At 51.6% G+C, this 17,240-nt stretch carries 17 protein-coding genes; 1 reads left to right on the forward strand and 16 read right to left on the reverse strand.

From position 1 onward, the window contains the following. Positions 1 to 45 precede the first annotated feature (45 nt). Positions 46 to 1,602, forward strand: coding sequence for an ATP-binding protein (locus tag OXG87_22990; GenBank protein ID MCY3872422.1), 1,557 nt, complete (start codon positions 46 to 48; stop codon positions 1,600 to 1,602). A 170-nt stretch (positions 1,603 to 1,772) separates the two neighbouring features. Here OXG87_22990 and mutS read toward each other — a convergent pair whose 3' ends face one another. The 16 genes from mutS to OXG87_23070 all read right to left on the reverse strand — a co-directional run. Continuing rightward, on the reverse strand, positions 1,773 to 4,397 hold the full coding sequence (mutS, locus tag OXG87_22995) for a DNA mismatch repair protein MutS (protein ID MCY3872423.1): 2,625 nt from the start codon (positions 4,395 to 4,397) through the stop codon (positions 1,773 to 1,775). Between the two features lie 21 nt (positions 4,398 to 4,418). Continuing rightward, the gene (locus OXG87_23000) at positions 4,419 to 4,985 is read right to left on the reverse strand and encodes a hypothetical protein (protein ID MCY3872424.1); all 567 of its coding nucleotides are present in this window, start codon (positions 4,983 to 4,985) and stop codon (positions 4,419 to 4,421) included. Between the two features lie 145 nt (positions 4,986 to 5,130). Further along, positions 5,131 to 6,474, reverse strand: a complete 1,344-nt coding sequence (mtaB, locus tag OXG87_23005) for a tRNA (N(6)-L-threonylcarbamoyladenosine(37)-C(2))-methylthiotransferase MtaB (GenBank protein ID MCY3872425.1) — start codon at positions 6,472 to 6,474, stop codon at positions 5,131 to 5,133. An 81-nt stretch (positions 6,475 to 6,555) separates the two neighbouring features. Continuing rightward, complete coding sequence (rpsA, locus tag OXG87_23010; GenBank protein ID MCY3872426.1) at positions 6,556 to 8,457, reverse strand: 30S ribosomal protein S1; 1,902 nt, start codon at positions 8,455 to 8,457, stop codon at positions 6,556 to 6,558. 92 nt (positions 8,458 to 8,549) lie between these two features. Beyond that, positions 8,550 to 9,194: a lysophospholipid acyltransferase family protein gene (locus OXG87_23015; GenBank protein MCY3872427.1), complete on the reverse strand. Its 645-nt coding sequence runs from the start codon at positions 9,192 to 9,194 to the stop codon at positions 8,550 to 8,552. Positions 9,195 to 9,214: 20 nt separating this feature from the next. Continuing rightward, positions 9,215 to 9,898, reverse strand: a complete 684-nt coding sequence (cmk, locus tag OXG87_23020; GenBank protein MCY3872428.1) for a (d)CMP kinase — start codon at positions 9,896 to 9,898, stop codon at positions 9,215 to 9,217. A gap of 7 nt (positions 9,899 to 9,905) precedes the next feature. Further along, positions 9,906 to 10,640 carry a pseudouridine synthase gene (locus OXG87_23025; GenBank protein MCY3872429.1) on the reverse strand — a complete coding sequence of 245 codons (735 nt, stop codon included), beginning with the start codon at positions 10,638 to 10,640 and terminating at the stop codon, positions 9,906 to 9,908. After that, the gene (scpB, locus tag OXG87_23030; GenBank protein ID MCY3872430.1) at positions 10,552 to 11,298 is read right to left on the reverse strand and encodes an SMC-Scp complex subunit ScpB; all 747 of its coding nucleotides are present in this window, start codon (positions 11,296 to 11,298) and stop codon (positions 10,552 to 10,554) included. The genes OXG87_23025 and scpB overlap by 89 nt, the downstream gene beginning before the upstream one ends. Then, on the reverse strand, positions 11,291 to 12,094 hold the full coding sequence (locus OXG87_23035) for a segregation/condensation protein A (protein ID MCY3872431.1): 804 nt from the start codon (positions 12,092 to 12,094) through the stop codon (positions 11,291 to 11,293). The genes scpB and OXG87_23035 overlap by 8 nt, the downstream gene beginning before the upstream one ends. Next, positions 12,091 to 13,158, reverse strand: a complete 1,068-nt coding sequence (gene trpS / locus OXG87_23040) for a tryptophan--tRNA ligase (protein MCY3872432.1) — start codon at positions 13,156 to 13,158, stop codon at positions 12,091 to 12,093. Before trpS ends, OXG87_23035 begins: the two co-directional genes overlap by 4 nt. Before the next feature lie 12 nt (positions 13,159 to 13,170). Then, positions 13,171 to 13,698 carry an HNH endonuclease gene (locus OXG87_23045; GenBank protein MCY3872433.1) on the reverse strand — a complete coding sequence of 176 codons (528 nt, stop codon included), beginning with the start codon at positions 13,696 to 13,698 and terminating at the stop codon, positions 13,171 to 13,173. 108 nt (positions 13,699 to 13,806) lie between these two features. Then, positions 13,807 to 14,190 (reverse strand): glycine cleavage system protein GcvH, encoded by a 384-nt coding sequence (gene gcvH / locus OXG87_23050; protein ID MCY3872434.1) that lies wholly within the window; start codon positions 14,188 to 14,190, stop codon positions 13,807 to 13,809. A 43-nt stretch (positions 14,191 to 14,233) separates the two neighbouring features. Continuing rightward, positions 14,234 to 15,577 carry an acetyl-CoA carboxylase biotin carboxylase subunit gene (gene accC / locus OXG87_23055; protein MCY3872435.1) on the reverse strand — a complete coding sequence of 448 codons (1,344 nt, stop codon included), beginning with the start codon at positions 15,575 to 15,577 and terminating at the stop codon, positions 14,234 to 14,236. Between the two features lie 89 nt (positions 15,578 to 15,666). Further along, complete coding sequence (gene accB, locus OXG87_23060) at positions 15,667 to 16,152, reverse strand: acetyl-CoA carboxylase biotin carboxyl carrier protein (protein ID MCY3872436.1); 486 nt, start codon at positions 16,150 to 16,152, stop codon at positions 15,667 to 15,669. 9 nt (positions 16,153 to 16,161) lie between these two features. Then, a complete protein-coding gene (efp, locus tag OXG87_23065; GenBank protein MCY3872437.1) occupies positions 16,162 to 16,719 on the reverse strand; it encodes an elongation factor P in 558 nt (185 codons plus the stop codon). A gap of 4 nt (positions 16,720 to 16,723) precedes the next feature. Further along, positions 16,724 to 17,240 (reverse strand): class I SAM-dependent methyltransferase (locus tag OXG87_23070; GenBank protein ID MCY3872438.1); only part of this gene is annotated, 517 nt, incomplete at its 5' end.

Genomic DNA, 17,240 nt, shown 5'->3' on the forward strand with positions numbered 1-17,240 from the left:
ATCGAGCAGGGCGACCGTACTGACATCACAATCTGGAGATGAGAGATGGGCATATCAGATAGACGCAAGTTGCCTATCGGCATTCAGACCTTCCGCAAAATTCGGGAGGAAAACTACTACTATGTCGATAAAACGGCCCACATGCGACGACTGATAGACGAGGGCACACACTACTTTTTATCGCGTCCACGTCGCTTTGGCAAAAGCCTGTTTCTGGACACACTGAAGGAACTGTTCGAGGGCAATGAACCGCTGTTTGAGGGACTTCACATCCACGACCACTGGGACTGGTCTGTTCGCCATCCCGTTCTGCGACTCGATTTTGGCAGCGGCAATTTCAAAGAGCCTGACTACTTGCAGGCAAATGTGATGGAGCAACTGACCGCCATTGAAAACCGCTCTGGAGTGGTTGCAGAGGCCGTGACAGCACCGGGTCGTTTTGCCTCACTGATTGAGGCATTGCACGATTGTGCTGGACAGCGTGTTGTCGTGCTTGTTGATGAATACGACAAGCCGATTCTGGACGCTCTTGAGGTACCAGAGGTCGCACGCGCCAACCGCGATTTTCTGCGTGGTCTGTATTCAACGATCAAGTCCAGTGATGCCCATATCAAATTCACATTCCTCACGGGCGTCAGCAAATTCTCCAAAGTCAGCCTGTTCTCTGGCCTCAACAATCTTACAGACATCACCATTGATCCACAATATTCCGCCATCTGCGGCTACACCGAGGAGGACCTCGATACCGTATTCGCGCCAGAACTGCCGGGTCTGGATCGGGATGAGATCCGCGACTGGTACAATGGCTATAGTTGGCGGGGACAGGAGAAGGTCTATAACCCCTTCGACATCCTCTTGCTGTTCAGAAGGCAGAGCTTCGAAGCCTACTGGTTCGAGACCGGCACGCCTACATTTTTGATCGAGACGCTACTATCGCGCGGGGTCGGTGCGCTGGCTCTGGACAACATGCTGGGCAGTGATGATTTGCTGTCGGCTTTTGATGTTGACCATATCGCCACCGAAGCCCTGCTATTCCAGACCGGCTATCTCACGATTATCCAAACCGAACCGCGCGGTGGAGAGATGTATTATCGGCTATCCTATCCGAATCGGGAAGTGCGTCAGAGCTTGAACAGGAGCCTGCTAAATCACCTGACTGGCAATCCTTCACAGCGCACAGAGCATCGCGCCCGTCTGTATGACCTGTTGCTGGTCAATGACTTCGCTGGCCTGGAAAACCTGTTCAAGGCGTTCTTTGCCAGCATCCCCTATCAGTGGCACACAAATAATGAAATAGCGAACTACGAAGGCTACTACGCCAGCGTGTTCTACTCCTACTTCGCATCGGTGGGATTCGACATCGTTGTGGAAGACAGTGGCAGCGATGGGCGTCTGGACATGGCGGTTCGTTTCAACGACACTGTGTATCTGTTCGAGTTCAAAGTGGTGGAATTGGCACCGGAAGGGTCTGCAATGGCGCAATTGCAGGCAAAGGGATATGCGGACAAATACCGCGACCTGGATCAGCCGATTCATCTGATCGGGGTAGAGTTCAGCCGCGAGACCCGCAATCTGATAGCATTCGAGACAGCTCTTGCATGAAGATTACAAACCGATAATGGCGGAGGGTGAAACCCAACCGGGTTAAGAGTCAGGTATTTTCAAACAATACAAAAGCCCGTTGATCATTACCGATCGACGGGCTTTCTCTCATCTATTCAGGACGCCAGCGCACCGGCATACAAGATATCGCCATATCATCTCTCTCCAAATCATCCTTCCAACGCACGCTTCCACGCATCCAATTTCACCAGCGCCTCAACCGGCGTGAGACGGGCGATGTCTAAATCGCGCAACTCAGACAACATCGGATGATCTTCCCGCTCAACCTTCACTTCTGCTACCGGCGCAAACAGCGGCATCTGCCCATTCTCCTTCACGCGATCGGGTTGGGGCTTTGGTCCCACCGACAAATCGTTTTGCTCCAATCGGTTCAAAATCTCCTTTGCCCGCGCAATCATCTCTGCTGGCATCCCGGCCAGACGCGCCACCTCAATGCCGTAGCTATGGTCGCACCCGCCCGGCACCAACTTGTGTAAAAACGCGATGGTATCGCCCGCCTCGCGCACGGCAACGCTGTAATTCACCACCCGGGGCAGCAAATCTTCCAACTCTGTCAACTCGTGATAATGCGTCGCAAACAACGTCCGCGGCTGAATCTGTTCGGCATTGTGCAAATACTCCGTCATAGCCCAGGCAATGCTCAACCCATCAAACGTACTCGTACCGCGTCCGATCTCATCCAAAAGCACCAGACTCTTCGGCGTCGCATTGTTCAAAATATTCGCCGCCTCATTCATCTCCACCAAAAACGTACTCTCGCCCCGAGCCAGATTATCGGATGCACCCACCCGTGTAAAAATGCGATCCACCACCCCAATACGCGCTTCGTGCGCTGGCACAAAACTGCCGACCTGCGCCAAAAGTGCAATCAACCCGGTCTGGCGCAAAATCGTCGATTTCCCCGACATATTTGGGCCAGTAATCAGCAAAACTTGATCGGTCTCCCCGTCAATCGTCAGATCATTGGGCACAAACTGCCCGCCCGGAAGCAACTGCTCAACCGCGGGATGTCGCCCATCCTTCACATCAATACGCACGCTATTATCCACCTGGGGACGCACATAATCATTGGAGAACGCCACCTCGGCCAGCGTGCTCAACACATCTACGGTGGCCACGGATAGCGCCGTGCGCTGCACGGGCTCCACCCAACCGGCTACCTTTTCTCGCAACGCGGCAAACAAATCGCGCTCGAGATCCTTCGCCCGCTCATCTGCGCCCAAAATCTTCGCCTCCCAATCCTTCAACTCCGGCGTGATATACCGCTCGGCATTGACCAGCGTTTGCTTGCGCACAAAATACGCAGGCACCTTATCCTGATTGGCCTTGGTGACCTCGATATAATATCCAAATGCCTTGTTATATCCCACCTTCAACGACGCAATACCCGTTTTTTCGCGTTCCTCTGCCTGCAAGTTGGCAACCCAATCGCGCCCGCCCGATGCGATTTCCCGCAACTCGTCCAGTTCCTTGTGATAGCCCGTTCTGATATATCCGCCATCGCTAATCTGGGCAGGAGGATCGTCTTCAAGCGTATGAGCGATCAAATCAATCAACTCTGTCAGGTCCGGCATGCCCTGGTCGCGCGCCCGCACCAGCAAATCCGCGCGAAATTCACGCAGGGTTTCCCGCAGAGGAACAACCGCTTCCAAAGATCGCTGGAGAGCCACAAGCTCACGCGGATTGGCCCGATTGCAACAAATTCGGGACATCAACCGCTCCAGGTCTCCCACAAGGCGCAGGGCCTCTCGCGCTTCGTCCCGACACGCCGCAGATTCGACAAATTCTTGTACTGCATCTAAGCGCGCATCAATGCGACCAACATCCACAAGCGGCTGTGATAGCCATGTACGCAGTGTTCGCGCGCCCTGCGGCGTACACGTCTGATCTAAAACCCCAAACAACGTACCCTCGCGCCGTCCCTCTTGAATGGTTGTAACCAGTTCCAGATTGCGCTGTGTCACCAGATCCAGTTCCATCACCGACTCGGTGTGTTCGCGCGCCAATCGCGTAATATGAGATACAGCCCCCTTCTGATTTTCACGCAAATAACACAGCACCCCGCCCGCGGCGCATATCCCAACGGTGAGATCATCGCATCCAAAGCCCTTGAGAGACGCCACCTTAAAATGATCCTTCAGTGCATCGTACGCATAATGCTGACCAAAGTGCCAATCTTCAATATGCGTGAGCAATGCACCCGGCATCCGCGCTTCAAACTCGGCCTCATTGTCTTTGACCCACGACTCGGGCGCCAGCACCTCTGCGGGAGCCACGCGCTCCAATATCTCCCACAAATCATCTGCCGCGCGTTCCGATGCTCTGAACATCCCCGTTGACAAATCCGCTGTGGCCAGACCCAATTGATCGCCGGAAACAAAAATGCCTATGAGATAATTATTGCGCTTTTGATCGAGCAAGTCATCGGACATTACCGTTCCCGGCGACACGACCTGCACCACCTCGCGGCGCACCACTTTCTTTCCCTTTTGCGGCGGCTCCATCTGCTCGCAAATTGCCACCTTTTTTCCGGCTTTGATGAGTCTTGCGAGATAGGTATCCAGCGCGTGATGCGGCACACCTGCCAGCGGAATGCGGTCTGCTCGCCCATTGTTGCGCGATGTCAATGTCAACCCCAAAAGCTGAGATGCTACAACGGCGTCATCGTAAAATGTCTCGTAAAAATCACCCATCCGAAACAGCAAAATCGCATCTGGATGTTGTTCCTTAAAATGCGCGTACTGTTCCATCGCCGGTGTCAATTGTGTCGCCATCCCAAATCCTCTAAAGACTTCTCATTCTCCAACCGCTTTTCGATACGAATAATCAAATAACAACTCCCATTCACACAGTTGAATCTCGCGGCAAAGCGCGTCGTATGCAGAACGCCCTTCGAGCGCATCGGCACACAAATCAACATAAGCAAACGCATCCCAATGTGCTTGCGTCGTCAAAAACTCTGGCGCACCGGAAACGCCACCCGCAATGCCAGCAGCGGCCTTGCACAAATCGTCAAAAATGGCGTGGTTGCCCACTTTGCGAAACCAGTATTTTGAATTGGAAAAATCGGGTTCGCGGCGGTGCATGATACCGTGCCAATAACTTCCAGTCTCTGTATAAATACCCTGACTGATGGTGTGAGATGCATCTAAAAAGTTGTGATACAACCACATACCGGAAATACAAGCCTGTGCCATATCTCCATCCACCACTGTTTTGCCGGCAAATGCAGACTGCACAGTTAGCGCGCCGAGCGCGCTTTTTGCCGCGGTATTCTCTTCGCCGCCATCCAGTGGATTCAATCGCTTTTCGGAAATCAATTCCGCAAAAACATCGCCATAAGCACCTGCGTCAAAAGACATAATCTCACTCCTTTATTTTATAATACAGCACGATAATTGCCTGTAAAAAATGCAAACATTCTTTCTCATCGAATATACTCAGAATTTCAAAAAAAAAAAGACCAATTCCTTTCGGAATCGGCCTATTCTGTCCTGATCTCGCTGTTTATGCACTTTGCACCTGTAATAACTCCCGCGCGTGATGCCCCTCGAAACCCGCCAATACTCCGACGACCACATCGTCTTCAACCCGCTGCAAGCGCACATCTACAATCTCTTCGCACGCGGCATCTGGAGCGGGCGCAACCACCCGGATATAATTATCGGTCAACCCCTGTAATAGCTGCCCGTTGCGGCGATTTTCAAAAAGCACGGGCAACGTACGCCCAATAAACCGCGCTTGAAATGCCGCCACCTTTTGCTGACCCAATTCGCGAAGTATTGCGCCCCGTTGCTTTTTCAACTGAGGATCAACCTGATTTGTCATGCGCGCTGCTGGCGTTTTCCCGCGTGGCGAATACGGAAATACGTGCAAATACGTCATGGGATGATTGGCAATCAAATCGCGCGTATTTTGAAATGCCTCATCCGACTCACCGGGAAAACCCACCATCACATCGCCGCCAATGCCCACATCGGGAATCCGATCCGCGAGTTTTTCAATCATTGCGATATACTCCTCCCGTGTATAGGGGCGACGCATTGCCTTCAACACGCCATCGTCACCGCTCTGCAATGGAACGTGCAAATGCCTGCAAAATTTCTGGCTCGACGCAAAAAAGTCGATCATGGCATCGGTCACATAAGTCGCTTCAATGGAACTCACGCGAAAGCGCTCCAACCCGTTGATCCCCTCAATAGCCTCCAGCACCTGCAACAAATCGTTCGCTTCCAAATCCGCGCCGTAATCGCCAATATGCACACCCGTCAGCACCACCTCTCGATAACCTGCCGCCACTAATTTCTCGACCTGCAATACGGTACTCTCAAGCGCGCGACTGCGACTGCGCCCACGCGCAAACGGAATAATGCAAAATGAGCAAAATTCATTGCACCCTTCCTGAATTTTGACAAAAGCCCGAGCGCGCCCGCCAAAATTGTAAATATCCATATCCTGGAAATCAGCCGTGCGACTGCGCGTCACGAATGTGCGCCCTAAAGAACAGGTATTATTTACCAGATCCAGAAGTTGCGTCCGCTCTGCTGTTCCGACCACCAGATCGACTTCGGGCATTGCAGATAGAGTATCTGGATCTGTTTGTGCATAACACCCTACCGCAACCACGGTACCTGCGGGCGAAATCCGATTTGCTCTGCGCAATGCCTTGCGCGACTGCGCGTCTCCCTGGCCGGTCACAGTGCAGGTATTGACCACAGTAACATCTGCCAACTCGCCAAACGGCACCTCGCGATAACCCTGCGCCACAAACTGCTCGGCATACCACTGTGTGTCGTAGGTATTGAGCTTACAACCCAATGTATAAAACGCAACCGTCTTTTGATCTCGCATAAAAATCAGCCACTTGAAAAAACAAAGCGTTGAGACGATATGCCCCAACGCTTTGCAACCGCCAGAAAGATCTGAGCAATCTTACTCCTCTTTGCTGCTCTGTGATTCATCCTCCTCTTCAGCTTCAGCTTCAGCTTCTGCTTTTGCTTCTACCTCTGTTTCGGCTTCGGCTTCCACTGCGTCTTCTACTTCGGCCTCTGCATCAGCCTCTACCTCTGCTTCAGCTTCTACCTCTACCGCAGCTTCGGCCTCGGCTTCTACCTCGACTTCTTCTTCGGCTGCTCTATCTTCTGCGCCTTCGCGTCGAGGATGTGCCGCCAGAAAAGCGTCGATTTCATCTTGATCGGCATCGCGCAAACGCTCTCGCACGCTCAACACAATTTTCTTTTGATCTTCGTCAAACTCCACGACTTTCAACGGGATCTCATCGCCTTCCCCGAAATATTCATCGGGACGTTGAAGGTCGTCAATACCCAGTTGAGAAACCGGAACAAAACCCTCGACATGGCCTTCGAGGTCAACGACCACCCCGCGTTCGAGAGTGCGCGAAATACTACCCTCTACAGCATTGCCCACCGCATAGGTAACAGCCAGCTTAGCCCAGGGATTTTCAATGGTCTGTTTGTGCCCCAGCGAGATGCGCCGGCGCTCTTTGTCGATATTGAGTACAATAACATCCAATTCCTGGCCTTTTTTGATCACCTCGCTCGGATGGCGAATGCGCTTGGTCCAGGACATATCGGAAATATGTACCAGCCCGTCGATACCCTCTTCGATTTCGACAAAAGCGCCAAAATTGGTCAAATTGCGCACAATCCCTCGAATAGGTGTACCCGAGGGATATTTTTGGTCGAGATCTTCCCAGGGATCGGGCTGCACCTGCTTGAGACCCAGCGAAATTTTTTGCCCTTCCTCGTCAACGCGCAGGACCATAACCTCAACTTCATCGCTGATGGATACCAGCTTGGAAGGATGACGGATATGCTGTGTCCACGACATTTCAGAAATGTGTACCAACCCTTCGACACCCTGTTCCAACTCGACAAAAGCTCCGTAATCCGTAATGCTGACAACCTTGCCTATCACCTTGCTATCAACCGGATATTTTTCCTCGACATCTTTCCAGGGATGATCTTGTAATTGCTTCATACCCAGAGAAATGCGCTCGCGCTTCTCATCGTAATTGAGCACCTTAACTTCTACTTCTTCGCCAATGGACAAGACTTCTGATGGATGTCCAACCCTGCCCCAGGCGATATCCGTAATATGCAACAACCCGTCTAAGCCGCCCAGATCGATAAACGCGCCAAAATCGGTGATATTTTTGACCGATCCCTGACGCAATTGCCCCACTTCCAATGTGGCGAGAATCTGTTTGCGCAGCCTGGAACGTTCTTCTTCGAGAACGACGCGACGAGAAATGACAATATTTCGCCGATTCTTGTTGAGCTTTATAATCCGGAACGGGTACACATTGCCGAGAAATTGATCAAAATTTTTGACCTGCTTGATATCAATTTGAGAGCCAGGCAAGAAAGCATCGACGCCGAAAAGATCGACCACAATGCCACCTTTGATTCGCCGCATCAAACGACCCTCAACAATCTGATCGCTATCATACGCATCCTTAATGCGATCCCACACCCGCATAAAGTCAGCTTTGGTCTTGGACAGCACCACCTGGCCTTCTTGATCCTCAATGCTCTCTAAAAAAACCTCAATTTCATCGCCTTCCTCTATAGCTGGCGGGTCGCCAAACTCTGAGAGGGGAATCGCGCCTTCAGACTTGAAACCGATATCTACCACCACGATTCCGTCGTGGATAGACCTCACAGTACCCACAACAATCTCGCCCTGCTTAATGGTCTCTAACGTCTCCTCGTAGAGTTCCATCATTTCATTAAATTCTGACTCGCTATATTCGCTTTCATCCAGCGCAGCCAGAGCTTCTTCAGGAGTAGGTTTAAGGGTATTAACGGACATACGAGAAATTTCCTTTCGCGCTAAAAAATCGCGCAAAACAACAAAAAAAGAACGACGAATAACGTCGATCAAAACGTGCCGACACCTTATCGTTAACCATTGTGGGAAGCGGGAGCGACCGTGCCAGCTTTCCGCCGCATCCGCTTCAGAACAGCGAGATGACGCATCACTTCTCGAGTGACAAAATTGTAGGCGTCGCGACGCCTATCGGGCAATTGTTCTGGACAACCCAAAATAGGCTTGCCAAACCGCACCTGCAACCGATCCAGCCCAACCATTGTTTTCCAGATATTGACTGTGCCCGAAATATATACGGGTATCACAGGTGCCTGAGTGCGATAAACCAGCATGCCAACCCCTGATCGGGGGCGCAAAAAACCGGGACGCTTGTTGCGCGTGCCTTCCGGAAAAATGAGTACGGGATTACCGCCCTGCAAAGTTTTTGTCCAGGCCAAAAATGCGCTGCGATCTCCACGGCTTCTATCAACGGGCATCGCGTGCAACCTGTGAATCAGCTTTCCCAGTAGCGGAATAGGAAAGAGTTCAGCCTTAGCAAGATACCAAAGTTCGCGTCCTGTCGCAACTCCAATAATAACGGGATCGACGTAAGAACAATGGTTAGAAGCCAAAATTAATGCCCCCGACCGGGGTATGTGACGCCGCCCTTCGACCCGTAACCGAAAGAGCATAACGGCCAGCCCGTAGGCCAGCCACCAGCAAAAGCGATAAAAAGTCATCGATATCATCCACTTATCATTCACGCCCTATTGTGCTGGTGGGCAAGTGCAACAATCCGATCCACTTGTTCTGCGATTGACAATTCTGTGGTATCTATGCACACGGCATCAGGCGCAGGCCACGCGCCGCGTTGCAACTGCGTTTGTCGGTCGCGGATATCCCGAATGCGAATTTCGTCCAACAGCGACTTAAACACAGCAGATTCACCCCTTTTTTTTAAGTCTCTGAGTCGTCGCCGTGCGCGTTCGGCGGGATCGGCAACGAGAAAAATTTTCAATTCCGCATCTGGAAAAATAGCAGTACCAGTATCTCGACCTTCTAAAACAATACCCCCATCTCGTCCCATGGTCTGCTGTAATGCAACGAGCACATCGCGCACCCCTGGATGGACAGCTACGCGAGACGCAGCCTGCGAAATTTCAGATGAGCGAATTGCATCGGATATATTTTCGCCATTAAGCAGGGTTTGCAACTTCCCATCTCGCGTTTCAAATGCGATATCGAGCGCGCTACACAATGCGGTTACGCTATCGGCATCATCGGGATCGACACCCTGTTGCAGAGCCGCCAGTCCCACGGCGCGATACATGGCCCCGGTATCCAGATACAGGTACCCCATTTGATCTGCTACAAGCCGTGCAGTTGTACTCTTGCCGGCACCTGCCGGGCCATCAATCGCAATAACAATGCCATTTTCGCGCATACATTACTCATTGTTCATGGTTCAGCCCGACCATTTCCCGAAGCCTCTTTACTTCTGCTTGTGTCAGATGCCGCCATTGGCCTGGCTCGAGGTGTCGCGTTGTGAGACTGGCAAAATGCGTGCGTGTCAAAGATTGCACCCGATGTCCTGCTGCCTCGCACATCCGCTTCACCTGTCTTTTCCGTCCCTCTTGAAGCACCAATTCTAATTCTGTATCCCCACCTTTTGCGCGCATCACGCGAATATGTGCGGGAGCCGAAATCCCATCATTGAGCTTTATTCCCTCTCTCAATGCTGTCAATACCGCCTCGCCGGGATGCCCGTGCACCCATGCGCGATAAACTTTTTTTACGCCATATCGCGGATGAGTCAATCGAAATGCCAGATCGCCGTCATTCATTAACAACAAAACCCCTCGCGTATCCAGATCGAGCCGTCCGACGGGAAAAACCCGATCATCAATGCCGCGCAACAATTTGTAAATTGTTTGGGCATGATGCGGATCGCGCGCCGATACCAGATATCCCGGGGGTTTGTGCAATAAAATATAAGTTTGTCGATCAACCGATTGGATCGCCCGCCCATTGACACATACGCGATCGCTATGCGGGTTTAACCGCGTGCCCGGATGTGTCACAACAGCGCCGTTTATTTTAACGCTGCCCGCTTGGATCAACCGATCGCTCGCCCGCCGCGAAGCCACCCCCGCGCGGGCTAGAAACCGATTCAGGCGCTCTGTCATGGGTATCCTGTTCGCTTTCCCCATCGGTATTGATCACGCCCGATAACGGGCTGTCTTTGCCTTCGGCCACCCGTTGCTCTTCTTCTCGGAGCAATTCCTCCAACTCGCGAATCCTGGGCAGATCAGACAGGGTCTTGAGGCCAAAATGCTTCAAAAAATCGCGTGTCGTCCCGTATAACAAGGGCCGCCCGGGCGCATCTGACCGCCCGGAAATGCGGATCAGGCCCTTTTCCATCAATTGCCGCAAAACGCCATCGACAGACACACCGCGGATATGCTCGACTTCGGCTTTGGTAACCGGCTGCTTAAAAGCCAGAATAGCGAGCGTTTCCAGGGAAGCTTGAGAAAGCCGGGGCGCGACTTTCTCGCGCATCAGTTGCCGAATCCATGGCGCAAATTCGCTGTGTACAGCCAACTGAAAGCCCCCCGCGACTTCGACAACCCTGAAACTGCGCCCCGTCTGTGCGTATTCTTCATTGAGATCATTGACATAAGCGCGAATTTCTTTTGCGCCAGTATGCTGTCCCAAAACCGATGACAGACGCGATGCTCCCAGAGGATCATCGGCTGCAATTAACAACGCTTCAACCACGCCTTTGTTGCGAGCATCTTCATCGGTAGCCAGATCGGCGACGCGTGCGTCATCTCTCTCAGACATCGTTTATGCCCTCCTCGAAAGACGCCGTGTCTAAAGCATCGCGGCGATAAACCCAGAGTTCTCCATCAATATCAGCCTGTTGAACGCGGACTTTTCCCTCTTTCATCAAATCCAGCAACGCGATAAATGTCACAACAACAACAATTCGATATGCACTGGCAATCAGGTCGCCAAATGGAACCTGATGACGTCGCTCGAGTACATCGAGCACGTATTCGACGCGCTCCTCTGTGGTCACATCGACCCGTGTCACCTCGTGAAAATCGACTTTTGGCGCCGCATCCATCGCTTGCTTAAAGGCGCGGAGCAATTCGAACAAGCTCACGGGACGAAATTCTCCGGCTTCGGCCGCATGTTGCTTCCGAATATCTTCCAGATCCATCGAAGCACCCCGATAAAAAACATCGCGGTATTCCGTTTGCTGATCGTCCATCCACCCGGCTACTTCTCTAAACTGCTGATATTCCAACAAGCGGCGCACCAATTCTTCGCGAGGATCTCCTTCTTCCTCCTCGGCTTCTGGATCAGAGGGCAATAACATGCGCGATTTGATACGCATCAATGTGGCGGCCATCACGACAAAATCGCCAGCGACCTCTAAGTTTAATCGCTGGATGATCTCGACGTATTCTAAAAATTGCCGCGTAATATCGGCGATGGGAATATCGTAGATATCGATCTCGTTTTTTTGAATGAGAAAGAGCAACAGATCCAGCGGACCTTCAAACAAATCGAGCTTCACGCCATAAGGCGCGGCATCCGGATCGAACTGAGCTGTCAAATTGGATGCAATCATCGCGCCTCCTTCTCTTGTTTTTTCATCCTATCTCGCGCTTTGCGAGAAATCCGATTCCATACACCGGTAAAACCCATCGCCTTTTTCATAGCTAAAAGCGTTTCGTTTGCAAGTGCTTGCGTTTTGAGCGTGCCTTCGTAAATCACCTGCTCGATATAACCCGACTGCGCCGCAAAATGTGCCCGGCGCTGGCGGATAGGGGCGAGAAACACATTGAGCGCGCGGGCCAATTTATCTTTGACTTCGACATCGCCCACGCGGCCCTGGCGATAGCGGATTTTGAGATCATCAACCTCAACGACATTGGGATTAAACGCATCGTGATACATAAATACGGGATTGCCTTCAACAGTGCCCGGAATATCTGCGCGAACGCGTTTGGGATCCGTGTACATACCGCGCACTTTTTTTTCTACTGTCTTTTCATCGTCAGACAAAAAAATAGCATTGTCGAGACTTTTACTCATCTTGGCCTGTCCATCGGTTCCCACCAGAGTAGGCACATCGCCTATGAGGAGTTCGGGAATGGGAAATACATCGCCGTAATACGCATTGAACCGACGCGCAATTTCCCGCGTCACTTCAACGTGCGCCTCATTGTCTTTCCCCACCGGCACGACATGTGCGCGCGGCATCAAAATATCGGCACTCTGAAGCACGGGATATCCGATCAGGCCAAATGGGATTGCCTCATCTGTCATATTCGCAGCGCGGGCCATATCTTTCACACTGGGCAACCGCGCCACGCGGGGCAATGTCACGAGCATTTCAAAAAACAGATTCATCTCGTACACAGCGTGAATAGTCGATTGCAAATAGATGGTCGATTTTTGGGGATCTATACCCACAGCCAAATAATCCAATACCATCTCATAGATATTTTCACGCAATGCATCGATGTGTTCTTTTTGAGGCTGTGTGGTCAACATGTGCAGATCGGCCACCAAAAAATAGCTCTCGTAATCATCTTGCAGGGCTATGCGGTTTTTTAAAGACCCGACATAGTGCCCGAGATGCAAACGCCCCGTGGGCCGATCACCTGTCAAAATTCGCTTTTTTTCCATCAGCCCCCGCTTTTAATCATCCATAAAAAGATAGGGACGCCAGCGGCGATCTGGCACCCCAATATGATGTCGAATAAAGGTCACCCGATTGGGAGACTGCGGCTTGCGCAATAATGACAAACCGACTTCCGCAGGCGCATGGTCGCCCTTGCGGTTGTTGCACCGATGGCAGGCGCACACCAGATTATCCCATGAATTGCGCCCATTTTGAGACCGCGGCACCACGTGATCAATGGTAAATGGACCGCGGCGAATGCCACAATACTGACACTGGAACCCATCGCGTTTTAAGATATTGCGCTTGGTCAAAGCGAGCGGTTTGGGAGGCACGCGCACATATACGGCCAGACGCACCACACTCGGCACGGGGAATGAATCGCTCACCGTATGAATACGAGATTCGCACACTTCGACAACTTCGGCGCGACCTCGAAAAACCAGCACAATAGCCCTGCGCACAGAACACACATGCAGAGGTTCGTAACTCTGATTGAGCACCAGCACAGACTGATTGAGTACCCTGGGCATTGTCACGGGCATGATAAAGCACCTCAAAAATAGCGATTAGCCTCCCCCCATCCACTCCCTAATATAAATCTCCATGATATATTGTATTGACTACAAGGTGTCAAGCCTTATTCACTCTATCTATTCATCAACCAGGCCCGCATAGGCATGTGCGTCCATTAAAAACTCTGTTTCTGAAGGATCTGAAAGGCGCACTTGAATCATCCATCCCTCTCCATAGGGTTCGTCGTTGACCAGAGCAGCATCATCTGTCAACTGGATATTGACATCCACCACCTCACCCGAAACCGGTGCAATGAGGTCGGACACAGTCTTGACCGCCTCAATTATGCCATAGGATTCCCCCTGAGTGACAAAATCGCCAATCTCTGGCAATTCTAAAAACACAATATCGCCCAACTCGCCCTGCGCGTAATCCGTAATCCCGCATGTGCCCGTATCACCCTCAATCCGAACCCAGTCGTGATCGCTATTAAAAAGTAAATCTTCTGGAATATCCGACATTTTCTGCTCCTTTGTACCTTTACCTATGGGTGAGAAATGAACTTCACCCGCCATAGCCCAGCTTGTTCACAAATTCTGTTGTTGCTCGACCTGTTCTAAAATCCTCGTGTTGCAAAGCATGGAGATGAAAGGGAATCGTCGTTGGCACACCTTCGATCACAAACTCTTCAAGCGCGCGCACTGCCCGTGCAATTGCCTCGTCGCGCGTGTCGCCATATCCGATGAGCTTGGCCAAAAGAGAATCGTACTGCGAGGGAACCGTATAGCCCGTATAGACGTGTGAATCAATGCGAATGCCCGGACCACCCGGCATGTGAAGGGACGTAATTGTGCCGGGCGAGGGCCTGAAATTGTGCTCGGGATCTTCGGCATTGATCCGACACTCAATAGCGTGCCCTTTGAAATCAAATAGATCCTGAGATAGTGTAAGGGATGTACCGGCTGCGATGAGAATCTGCCATTTGACCAGATCGAGTCTTGCCACCATCTCTGTAACCGGGTGCTCGACCTGAATGCGCGTGTTCATTTCCAAAAAATAAAAATCCCCGGAAGCGTCGAGCAAAAATTCAACGGTACCAGCACTGGCATATCCAACAGCGAGCGCACCTTTAATAGCTGCCTCTCCCATGCGATGGCGCATGGCGTCATCAACTACGGGTGAAGGCGACTCCTCTATGAGCTTTTGATGCCGACGCTGGACCGAACACTCTCGTTCCCCCAAATGCACAATACGCCCCGCTAAATCACCCAATACCTGGATCTCCACATGCCGGGGCTGCACAATCTCTTTTTCCAAATAAAGCGCGCCAGATGTAAACGCCGCCCGTGCCTCTGCCTGTGCCATTTCCCATGCGCGTGCTAACTCGCGCTCTGAAAACACAGTGCGCATCCCCCGCCCGCCCCCGCCTGCCACGGCCTTGAGGCGCACGGGGTATCCAATGCTACGCGCAGCCTGGTGGGCCTCCTCATAGCTCTCCAAAACGCCTGTACCCGGCGCAACGGGCACACCGGCCCCTTGCATGGTCTCTCGTGCGATGGCCTTATCGCCCATTTTGCGTATCGCTTCGGCAGATGGACCAATAAAAACAATGCCGCAAGTGCCGCAAATTTCGGCAAACTCGGCATTCTCGGCCAGCGGACCATATCCGGGATGAATCGCATCGGCATTGGTCACTTCGGCAGCACTTAAAATGCGAGGAATATTTCGATAACTTTGCTCGCCAGGAGGTGGGCCAATACAAACATCTTCGTCGGCCATACCAACGTGCAGAGAATTGCTATCCGCTTCAGAGTAAACGGCCACAGTTTGCAGCCCCAGCTCTTTACAGGCTCGGATAATACGCAGCGCAATCTCGCCGCGGTCGGCAATGAGAACTTTCTCAAACAAGGGTATGATCTCAAAAAAGGAAAGGTCAATAGGGCTTGCTCATTCACAGGGGGAGGGCAAACAACAAGCGAATGGGCATCCCCGAGGGGCTATTCTTCTGGATCAATTAAAAACAAAGGCGTATTGTATTCGACGGGCGCGGCATTTTCAACCAGTACGCGCACCACCCGACCATTTACATCACACTCGATTTCATTCATAATTTTCATGGCTTCAATAATACACAGGGTCTGTCCTTGCGTCACCTCGTCGCCTTCTGTTGCATAAGGCGGTGCTTCGGGATTCGGCGATTGGTAAAACATACCCACCATAGGCGAGCGCAAGGTGTGATAGTGCCCATCGTCTTCACTTACAGCATCTTCAACCTGGGTCTCAGGTATATCGACAGGTGCAGATGCTGACGCAGGTGGCGCAGATAGTGTTTGCACAATGGGGGCCTGTTTGCTGGCGCGCACAATGCGAATGCGCCCACGTCCAAAGAGCTTGCGTTCAATCTCAACTTCCTGTACATCATCGGCGCCAATCAGATCGATGAGTTCTTTTGCACTGGCTATTACCTGTTTGGAAATTTTCACAATGATCTCCTAAACTCGTTCGACATAAGATTGGGTGCGCGTATCAATCTTCAACACATCGCCAATCTCGACAAATAGCGGGACCTGTACTGTTGCCCCGGTTTCCACGCGCGCGGGCTTTGTCCCGCCAGTAGCTGTATCGCCGCGCAAACCGGGATCGGTTTGATCGACTTTTAATTCTACAAAAATGGGCAGTTCCACACCCAGGGCACTTCCCTCGGCAATCAGTACATCGACAATCTCATTTTCCTGCAACAGCTTTTGTGCATCGCCCACAATCTCCGTAGGTACTTCGTATTGGTCGTAGGTGCGGGTATCCATAAAGATGTAAAACGCATCCTGTTTGTATAAGTATTGGCACTTCCGTCTTTCCAGACGAACATCATCTACTTTGTCGCCCGACCGAAATGTGCGATCAATCACAGCGCCCGACTTCACACTCTTGAGCTTGGTGCGCACGACCGCAGCACCTTTGCCGGGCTTAAAATGCTCAAACTCGGTCATAAAAAAAAGCTGCCCATCCAGGCGAATAACCATACCATTGCGAAAGTCAGAAGTAGAAACCATAAAATTATCCTTGCTTTAACGCGCTAAAGCCAATGAGTGGAGGACGAGACATAAAAGCATCCCAAAATGGGTTGTGCTGCTGAGATGGGTGTATAAAGGGACCGACCCATTGAAAGTCGGAAAAACCCGCTTTCTGAAAAGCCCACTGATACGTTTCTGGTTTGAGAAAAAAATTCTTAAACTCAAACTGCGTGCCATCTTCGTTGATCATTTGATACAAAATAACATCGCCCTCTTCAGGAGAAGGGGTACACACTTTGTCAAATCCGTATTGAGCAAAGGAAATCGTTCCCCTGGGAACCTGCTGGACATTATCATTAAATCCGATAAATCGCCCCCCCGGTCGCAGTCTATTATAAGCCACCTGGACGAAATTGAGAAGTTCCTCTTTTGTCCTGGCATAATTTAAGAGATACATCGCCACCACGACATCGACAGATTCAGCCATATCGAGCCGTGCCACATCTCGATTCAGGTACTTGCATCCCAAAGGACGGATGCGTTCTTCTTCTTCTGCCAGG

The sequence above is a fragment of the Gemmatimonadota bacterium genome (assembly GCA_026706845.1).
Lineage (GTDB): Bacteria > Latescibacterota > UBA2968 > UBA2968 > UBA2968 > VXRD01.

Excerpts from the sequence above, each read along its gene's own strand:
- gcvH (MCY3872434.1), bottom strand. The coding sequence starts at position 14,190 with ATGTCGGATATTCCAGAAGATTTACTTTTTAATAGCGATCACGACTGG.
- OXG87_22990 (MCY3872422.1), top strand. The coding sequence starts at position 46 with ATGGGCATATCAGATAGACGCAAGTTGCCTATCGGCATTCAGACCTTC.
- mutS (MCY3872423.1), bottom strand. The coding sequence starts at position 4,397 with ATGGCGACACAATTGACACCGGCGATGGAACAGTACGCGCATTTTAAG.
- OXG87_23025 (MCY3872429.1), bottom strand. The coding sequence starts at position 10,640 with ATGACAGAGCGCCTGAATCGGTTTCTAGCCCGCGCGGGGGTGGCTTCG.
- OXG87_23000 (MCY3872424.1), bottom strand. The coding sequence starts at position 4,985 with ATGTCTTTTGACGCAGGTGCTTATGGCGATGTTTTTGCGGAATTGATT.
- OXG87_23045 (MCY3872433.1), bottom strand. The coding sequence starts at position 13,698 with ATGCCCGTGACAATGCCCAGGGTACTCAATCAGTCTGTGCTGGTGCTC.
- scpB (MCY3872430.1), bottom strand. The coding sequence starts at position 11,298 with ATGTCTGAGAGAGATGACGCACGCGTCGCCGATCTGGCTACCGATGAA.
- cmk (MCY3872428.1), bottom strand. The coding sequence starts at position 9,898 with ATGCGCGAAAATGGCATTGTTATTGCGATTGATGGCCCGGCAGGTGCC.
- trpS (MCY3872432.1), bottom strand. The coding sequence starts at position 13,158 with ATGGAAAAAAAGCGAATTTTGACAGGTGATCGGCCCACGGGGCGTTTG.
- efp (MCY3872437.1), bottom strand. The coding sequence starts at position 16,719 with ATGGTTTCTACTTCTGACTTTCGCAATGGTATGGTTATTCGCCTGGAT.
- OXG87_23035 (MCY3872431.1), bottom strand. The coding sequence starts at position 12,094 with ATGATTGCATCCAATTTGACAGCTCAGTTCGATCCGGATGCCGCGCCT.
- OXG87_23015 (MCY3872427.1), bottom strand. The coding sequence starts at position 9,194 with ATGACTTTTTATCGCTTTTGCTGGTGGCTGGCCTACGGGCTGGCCGTT.
- rpsA (MCY3872426.1), bottom strand. The coding sequence starts at position 8,457 with ATGTCCGTTAATACCCTTAAACCTACTCCTGAAGAAGCTCTGGCTGCG.
- mtaB (MCY3872425.1), bottom strand. The coding sequence starts at position 6,474 with ATGCGAGATCAAAAGACGGTTGCGTTTTATACATTGGGTTGTAAGCTC.